Source organism: Streptomyces sp. NPDC005393, from assembly GCF_040606675.1.
In the GTDB taxonomy this organism is placed as follows: Bacteria; Actinomycetota; Actinomycetes; order Streptomycetales; family Streptomycetaceae; genus Streptomyces.
The window spans coordinates 1-7,130 of the sequence record NZ_JBEXFG010000099.1 but is presented as its reverse complement, the minus strand read 5'-3'; the positions used below and the strand labels follow the sequence as shown (position 1 = coordinate 7,130).

Sequence of the window (7,130 nt, the reverse complement as noted above, 5' to 3'; positions counted from 1 at the left end):
ACGGCGTCTTCCGCGGCCTCCTCGTCCAGCACCGAGGCGACGTACTCGGGGTGGATCGGGATGTGCTTCTCGACCTTGCGGGTGTACGCCTTGACGCGTACTCAGGCGCAACGGCTCCGGAGGAACTCCTTCTCAGGCGGGCCAGTACGTCGTACGCCACGCCTTGGGGCCGGGCTGCGGGACCCGGCGGCTGGGGATGGTGCGGGCCGGGTCGGACCACTCCTCCGGTACGCCCTCGCCCTGCGCGACGGCCGCCTCGGCCGCCGCGCGCGCTTGTACGACCGCGAGTGCGGCGGCCAGCTCCTCTGGGGTCGGATTGCCCCGGACAATTCGGATCATGGAAACAGCCCTTCCTAGAGGGGGATGTTGCCGTGCTTCTTCGGGGGCAGCGCCTCGCGCTTGTTCCGCAGGGTGCGCAGTCCCCGGACGATGTGGCGGCGGGTGTCGGAGGGCATGATCACCGCGTCTACATAGCCGCGCTCGGCCGCGATGTAGGGGTTGAGCAGGGTGTCCTCGTAGTCCGCGATGAGTTCGGTGCGGGTGGTCTCCGGGTTGTCGGAGGCCGCGATCGTACGGCGGTGCAGGATGTTGACGGCGCCCTGGGCGCCCATGACCGCGATCTGGGCGGTCGGCCAGGCCAGGTTGAGATCCGCGCCCAGGTGCTTGGAGCCCATGACGTCGTAGGCGCCGCCGAAGGCCTTGCGGGTGATGACGGTGATCAGCGGGACCGTGGCCTCGGCGTACGCGTAGATCAGCTTGGCGCCGCGCCGGATGATGCCGCTGTACTCCTGCTCGACGCCCGGCAGGAAGCCGGGCACGTCCACGAAGGTCAGCACCGGGACGTTGAACGCGTCGCAGGTGCGGACGAAGCGCGCGGCCTTCTCCGAGGCGTCGATGTCCAGACAGCCGGCGAACTGCATCGGCTGGTTGGCCACGATGCCCACCGGGTGGCCCTCGACCCGTCCGAAGCCGGTGATGATGTTCGGCGCGAAGAGCGGCTGCGTCTCCAGGAACTCGTTGTCGTCCAGGACGTGCTCGATCGCCCGGTGCATGTCGTACGGCTGGTTCGCCGAGTCCGGGATGAGCGTGTCCAGCTCCCGGTCCTCGTCCGTGACCTCCAGCTCGGCCTCGTCGGGGAAGGACGGGGGCTCGGAGAGGTTGTTGGACGGGAGGTAGGAGAGCAGCGCCTTGACGTACTCGATGGCGTCCTTCTCGTCGCCGCCCATGTAGTGCGCCACACCCGAGGTGGTGTTGTGGGTGCGGGCGCCGCCCAGCTCCTCGAAGCCCACGTCCTCACCGGTGACCGTCTTGATCACATCCGGGCCGGTGATGAACATGTGCGAGGTCTGGTCGACCATCACCGTGAAGTCGGTGATCGCGGGGGAGTAGACCGCCCCGCCCGCGCACGGGCCGACGATCAGGCTGATCTGCGGGATCACGCCGGAGGCGTGCACATTGCGGCGGAAGATCTCGGCGAACAGACCGAGGGCGACCACGCCCTCCTGGATCCGGGCGCCGCCGCCGTCGTTGATCCCGATGATCGGGCAGCCGGTCTTCAGCGCGAAGTCCATCACCTTCACGATCTTCTCTCCGTAGACCTCGCCGAGCGAGCCACCGAAGATCGTGAAGTCCTGGGAGTAGACGCAGACCGGGCGGCCGTCGACCGTGCCGTAGCCGGTGACCACGCCGTCCCCGTAGGGCCGGTTCTTCTCGATGCCGAAATTGGTCGAACGGTGCCGGGCGAACTCGTCGAGCTCGGTGAAGGACCCCTCGTCGAGGAGGAGGTTGATCCGTTCGCGCGCGGTCAGCTTGCCCTTGGCGTGCTGCTTCTCCACCGCCCGGGCGGAGCCCGCGTGAGTCGCTTCTTCGACGCGGCGCTGCAGGTCCGCGAGCTTCCCCGCGGTGGTGTGACGGTCTGGAATCTCGGGGGCGATCTCCGGCTCGGACATCGGGATGCGGCTCCTGCTCGTCCTGGGGGTGGATTCAGGGGGATTCAGGGGGGAGACGGGGTCGAAAGGGGGTTACGGACCGGGTCGATGGGGGTGTTGCGCTGGCTGGGCTACCGGCACGTAGCGTATCGGCGGGATCGCATGGTGGCAGTGCGTCGTTGGCCACACCTCCTGACCCTAGGCTGACCCGTATGACGCCTTCTGACACCCCTGGGAGCCCCGGCGATCCGCGCGGCCGCTGGTCCGACCTGGAGCGCCCGCCGCTGAACGCCGCCGCGCTGCGCCGTGGGCTGGTGCGCCCCGGCGGACTGTGGACCGAGCTCGAGGTGGTGCGGGCGACCGGCTCGACCAATACGGATCTGGTGACCCGGGCCGCGGTCGGAGCCCCCGAGGGCACGGTGCTGATCGCCGAGGAGCAGACCGCCGGGCGCGGCCGGCTCGACCGCACCTGGACGGCCCCGCCCCGGTCCGGGCTGTTCTTCTCCGTCATCCTGCGCCCGACCGGGGTGCCGGTGGAGCGGTGGGGGTGGCTGCCGCTGCTCGCGGGGGTCGCGGGCGCCGGGGCGCTGAGCCGGACGGCGGGCGTGGACACGGCGCTCAAGTGGCCGAACGACCTGCTGGTCACGGTCGGGGGCGAGGAGCGGAAGTTCGGCGGGATCCTCGCCGAGCGGGCCGGCGACGCGGTGGTCATCGGGGTCGGACTGAACATCTCGTTGCACGCCGATGAACTTCCCGTTCCCACGGCCGGGTCGCTGGCCCTCGCGGACGCGATCTCCACCGACCGCGACCCGCTGCTGCGAGCCGTACTACGGTCGATCGAACAGTGGTACGGGGAGTGGCGCCGCTTCGAGGGCGACCCCGGCCCCAGCGGGCTCCAGGAGGCGTACGCGGCGGGCTGTGCGACCTTGGGGCGCCGGGTCCGCGCGGAGCTGCCGGGCGGCCGGGAACTCGTCGGCGAGGCGGTCGCGATCGACGGCGACGGACGGCTGGTACTGGCCTCGGAGGGCGGGGTGCAGGAGCCGGTGTCCGCCGGGGACATCGTGCATCTACGCTCCGTACCGACGGAGGAATGATCTTCGAAGTGGAGAGTGAGCTACGGCACACCTGACGTATCGTTGTCGCGGTCGGTCCAGTTCGGAGCGGCCGCGGCCGAGCAGGACCAGTCAGACACGGCCAGGCCGGAACCGAACCGGAAGAGGGAACGGAAGGGCAGTGCGCAGGGATCGGACAGGGGGCGGGCGGTGACCGCCGACGACACGGGTTCCGGCACGGCCGATGAGCGCGCGGCGCGGGACGACGCCGCTCAGCAGGACGGTGCCGTACGGGACACCGGAGCCCGGGAGCACCTCGGGGCCGAGGCCGAGGACGAGACCGACGCTCCGGACCCCATCGCGCTCCGGCTGGAGCAGCTCATCCTCGGCGCCGAGCGGCGCTACACCCCCTTCCAGGCCGCCCGCAGCGCCGGCGTCTCGATCGAGCTGGCCACCCGCTTCTGGCGGGCGATGGGCTTCGCCGACATCGGCCAGGCCAAGGCGCTCACCGAGGCCGATGTGCTGGCGCTGCGCCGGCTGTCCGGTCTGGTCGAGGCCGGGCTGCTGAGCGAGCCGATGGCCATCCAGGTGGCACGGTCCACCGGTCAGACCACCGCCCGGCTCGCCGACTGGCAGATCGACTCGTTCCTGGAGGGGCTCACTGAGCCGCACGAGACCGGGATGACGCGCACCGAGATCGCGTATCCGCTGGTCGAGCTGTTGCTGCCGGAGCTGGAGGAGTTCCTGGTCTACGTCTACCGGCGGCAGCTCGCGGCCGCGACCGGCCGGGTGGTGCAGGCGGCGGACGACGCGGAGATGGTCGACCGGCGGCTGGCGGTCGGCTTCGCGGACCTGGTGAGCTTCACCCGGCTGACCCGGCGGCTCGAGGAGGAGGAGCTCGGCGAGCTGGTCGAGGCGTTCGAGACGACGGCCGCCGATCTGGTGGCCGCGCACGGCGGCCGGCTGATCAAGACGCTGGGTGACGAGGTGCTCTACGCGGCCGACGACGCGGGCATCGCCGCCGAGATCGGGCTGCGGCTGATCGAGACGCTGACGCACGACGAGACGATGCCCGAGCTGCGCGTCGGGATCGCGTTCGGCACGGTCACGACCCGGATGGGCGACGTGTTCGGCACGACGGTCAATCTGGCCAGCCGGCTCACGTCCATAGCCCCCAAGAACGCGGTTCTGGTGGACGGCGCGTTCGCGGAGGAGTTGAGCCGCACCGGGGAGGCCCCGGTGTCGGAGGCGGAGGCCGCGGAGGCGGCCGCCGCGGCGGAGAAGGAGGGCGAGGAGCCGCCCTCGTACCGCTTCGCGCTGCAGCCGATGTGGCAGCGGCCGGTGCGTGGGCTCGGGGTCGTGGAGCCGTGGCTGCTCAGCCGCCGCGGATGATCCCGACCGTGCCGTGATGATCCCGGCCGTACCTTTTGGGGAAATGCACCCGAATTTTTGAAGTCGAACACACGGCGGAACGGGGTCCGCTAGCCTACCTGCGCATGATCCACGAGTGGATCTTTGGCGAGCGGGTCGCCGGTGTGCGTTGACCGGACGGTGCGGTACCTGCCCGTCCGTCACATCCCCGGAAGCCAGGAGCACGTGTGATCGAGCCTGAGGAGTCGGGCGCTCTGCCGGGCGCGCAGCCGGGAGCGGTCCCACCGCCCGGCTGCCCCGCGCACGGGGGCGGCGGAACCGGGCCCGCGCCGCTCCACACCCCGGAGTTCGGCAGGGATCCGTTCGCCGTCTACCAGCGGCTGCGCGAGGCGCACGGCCCGCTGGTCCCGGTGGAGCTGGATCCGGGCGTCACCGCCACGCTGTGCGTCGGCTACGACACCGCGCTGGAGATCCTGCGGCGCCCCGAGACGTTCTCCAAGGACCCACGGCGCTGGCGGGCGGAGAACGAGGGCAGGGTCCCCGGCACCAGCCACGCCCGGCAGATGATCCGGCACCAGTCCATGGCCACGGCGTCGGACGGCGAGAGCCACCGGCGCTACCGCAGCGCGATCGACGACAGCACCAGCCGGATCGACCCGGGCGCGCTGCGCGGCTATGTCGAGCGCATCGCCGACTCGCTGATCGACCAGTTCAGCGGCGCCGGGGAGGCCGATCTGGTCGCCGAGTACGGCGCGCTGCTGCCCCTGCTCGTCCTCGGCGAGCTCTTCGGCTGTCCGCCCGGGATCGCGGACCGGCTGTTCAGCGCGCTCGCCCAGCTCTTCGACGGTACGGACGTGGGGACCGCCGACCGCGTGATCGCCGCGGCGCTCCAGGAGCTGATCGACCGGAAGCGGGCGCAGCCGGCGGCCGATGTCACCTCCTGGCTGATAGCCCACCCCGAGCGGCTGACCGACGACGAGCTGATCGAGCAGCTCGGGCTGCTGATGGCCGCGGGCGGCCAGCCGGTCATCAATCTGATCGGGAACGCGTTACGGGTGCTGCTCACCGACCAACGCTTCGCGGGCGGGCTCTCGGGCGGCAGCATCCTGGTCGAGGACGCGCTGGACGAGGTGTTGTGGACGGACCCGCCGCTGGCCAACCTCGCGGTGCACTTCCCCCGGCGCGACGTCGACCTCGCCGGTGTACGGCTGCGCGAGGGCGAGCCCATCCTGATCAGCTTCGCCGGCGCCAACCAGGACGCGCTGCGGCGCTCCGACCACAAGCAGGGCAACCGCGCCCACCTGGCCTTCGGCGCCGGACCGCATATGTGCCCCGGCCGGAGCTCGGCGCGGCTGATCTCCTCCGTCGCCATCGAACGGCTGCTGGACCGGCTCCCGGATGTCGCCCTGGCCGTCGAGCCGGAGCGGCTGGAGTGGCGGCCGGGCATCTACCAGCGGGGGCTTGTCGCCCTGCCAGTGCGTTTTCCGGTCCTGGACGAGGGGGCGGAGGACGGCGCTCCGCAGGACGGCGGCTGGGAGGACACGCGCGGCGCCGCTCCGGAGCCCCCGGCCGCTCCGGCGGCCCCGGAGCCCCCGGCCCCGTCCACCCGGGCTGCCGCTCCGGTCCCGGCCTGGGCCGCGACGGACGGGGCGGACGAGACGGAGGGGGCCGGCCGCGGGCGCAAGGCGCGGCCGTCCGTACTGGGCGCGCTGCGGCGCTGGCGCCGTCGCCGGTAGGGGCCGGGGGCCGGACGGGCGTCGCCGGTTCCGGATACCGCGGCGAGCTGCGATGATCGCTCGCGACGGGTTCACGGTCGTTAACCGGGAGGGTTCGGATGAGTGAGCAGCTCAGTGAGGTGCGGTACGGGGAGTGGGTCGCGGTCCGGCGGGACGGCTTCGTCGCCGAGCTGGTGCTGGACCGGCCCAAGGCCATGAACGCCGTCTCCTGCGAGATGGCCCGCTGTATCGCGGCGGCGTGCGCGGCGCTGTCGGAGGACCGTGACGTTCGGGCCGTGGTGCTGACCTCCACCCATGAGCGGGCCTTCTGCGTGGGCGCGGATCTCAAGGAGCGGAATTCTCTTTCCGACGCCGAGATGATGCGGCACCGGCCGGTCTCCCGCGCCGCCTATACAGGCGTACTGGAGCTGCCCATGCCCGCCATCGCCGCCGTTCACGGCTACGCCCTCGGCGGCGGCTACGAGCTCGCTCTGTCCTGTGACGTGATCATCGCCGACCCCACGGCCGTCGTGGGGCTGCCCGAGGTCTCGGTCGGGGTGATCCCGGGCGGTGGCGGCACCCAGCTGCTGCCGCGCCGGGTGGGCGCCGCGCGCGCCGCCGAGCTGGTCTTCTCCGCGCGCCGGGTGGCCGCCGAGGAGGCGCGTGAGCTGGGCCTGGTGGACCGGCTGGCGGCCGAGGGGGAGGACCGCGCCGAGGCGCTGGAGCTGGCCCGGCGCATCGCCGCCAACTCCCCGGTCGGGCTGCGGGCCGCCAAACGGGCGCTGCGGCTCGGGCAGGGGCTGGATCTGCGGACCGGGCTGGAGGTCGAGGACGCGGCCTGGCGGTCGGTGGCCTTCTCCGGCGACCGCGCCGAGGGCGTCGCCGCCTTCAACGAGAAGCGGAAGCCTGACTGGCCGGGGGAGTGACCGGCCGCCCTCCTTTTTCTTTGGCTCGGTTCGCCTCCGGGGCGCTTCAGCCTCCCCCAGCCTTCGGCCGGGGGGGCCCCCCGCCCAAGGTCGACCCTGCGAGGCCCCAAACCCCGCGGAAGACGCCGAAACAAGGCC

At 72.0% G+C, this 7,130-nt stretch carries 6 protein-coding genes; 4 read left to right on the top strand and 2 right to left on the bottom strand.

Features of this window, described 5'->3' with window-relative positions:
• Positions 1–132: 132 nt before the first annotated feature.
• Positions 133–339, bottom strand: a complete 207-nt coding sequence (locus ABZS71_RS35175; RefSeq protein ID WP_355847121.1) for an acyl-CoA carboxylase subunit epsilon — start codon at positions 337–339, stop codon at positions 133–135.
• A gap of 14 nt (positions 340–353) precedes the next feature.
• Positions 354–1,949, bottom strand: a complete 1,596-nt coding sequence (locus ABZS71_RS35170) for an acyl-CoA carboxylase subunit beta (protein WP_355847118.1) — start codon at positions 1,947–1,949, stop codon at positions 354–356.
• 191 nt (positions 1,950–2,140) lie between these two features.
• Between ABZS71_RS35170 and ABZS71_RS35165 the strand changes: the two genes are divergently transcribed.
• The 4 genes from ABZS71_RS35165 to ABZS71_RS35150 all read left to right on the top strand — a co-directional run bounded on the left by ABZS71_RS35165 (position 2,141) and on the right by ABZS71_RS35150 (position 6,992).
• The gene (locus ABZS71_RS35165) at positions 2,141–3,022 is read left to right on the top strand and encodes a biotin--[acetyl-CoA-carboxylase] ligase (RefSeq protein WP_356216811.1); all 882 of its coding nucleotides are present in this window, start codon (positions 2,141–2,143) and stop codon (positions 3,020–3,022) included.
• Positions 3,023–3,190: 168 nt separating this feature from the next.
• Positions 3,191–4,372: an adenylate/guanylate cyclase domain-containing protein gene (locus ABZS71_RS35160; RefSeq protein ID WP_355847112.1), complete on the top strand. Its 1,182-nt coding sequence runs from the start codon at positions 3,191–3,193 to the stop codon at positions 4,370–4,372.
• A gap of 206 nt (positions 4,373–4,578) precedes the next feature.
• Positions 4,579–6,087 (top strand): cytochrome P450, encoded by a 1,509-nt coding sequence (locus ABZS71_RS35155; protein WP_356216808.1) that lies wholly within the window; start codon positions 4,579–4,581, stop codon positions 6,085–6,087.
• Between the two features lie 98 nt (positions 6,088–6,185).
• Positions 6,186–6,992 carry an enoyl-CoA hydratase-related protein gene (locus tag ABZS71_RS35150; RefSeq protein WP_355847107.1) on the top strand — a complete coding sequence of 269 codons (807 nt, stop codon included), beginning with the start codon at positions 6,186–6,188 and terminating at the stop codon, positions 6,990–6,992.
• Positions 6,993–7,130 lie beyond the last annotated feature (138 nt).

Bases quoted from the DNA above. Each gene is read 5' to 3' on its own strand.
- ABZS71_RS35165 (WP_356216811.1), top strand. From the start codon at position 2,141: ATGACGCCTTCTGACACCCCTGGGAGCCCCGGCGATCCGCGCGGCCGC.
- ABZS71_RS35150 (WP_355847107.1), top strand. From the start codon at position 6,186: ATGAGTGAGCAGCTCAGTGAGGTGCGGTACGGGGAGTGGGTCGCGGTC.
- ABZS71_RS35170 (WP_355847118.1), bottom strand. From the start codon at position 1,949: ATGTCCGAGCCGGAGATCGCCCCCGAGATTCCAGACCGTCACACCACC.
- ABZS71_RS35175 (WP_355847121.1), bottom strand. From the start codon at position 339: ATGATCCGAATTGTCCGGGGCAATCCGACCCCAGAGGAGCTGGCCGCC.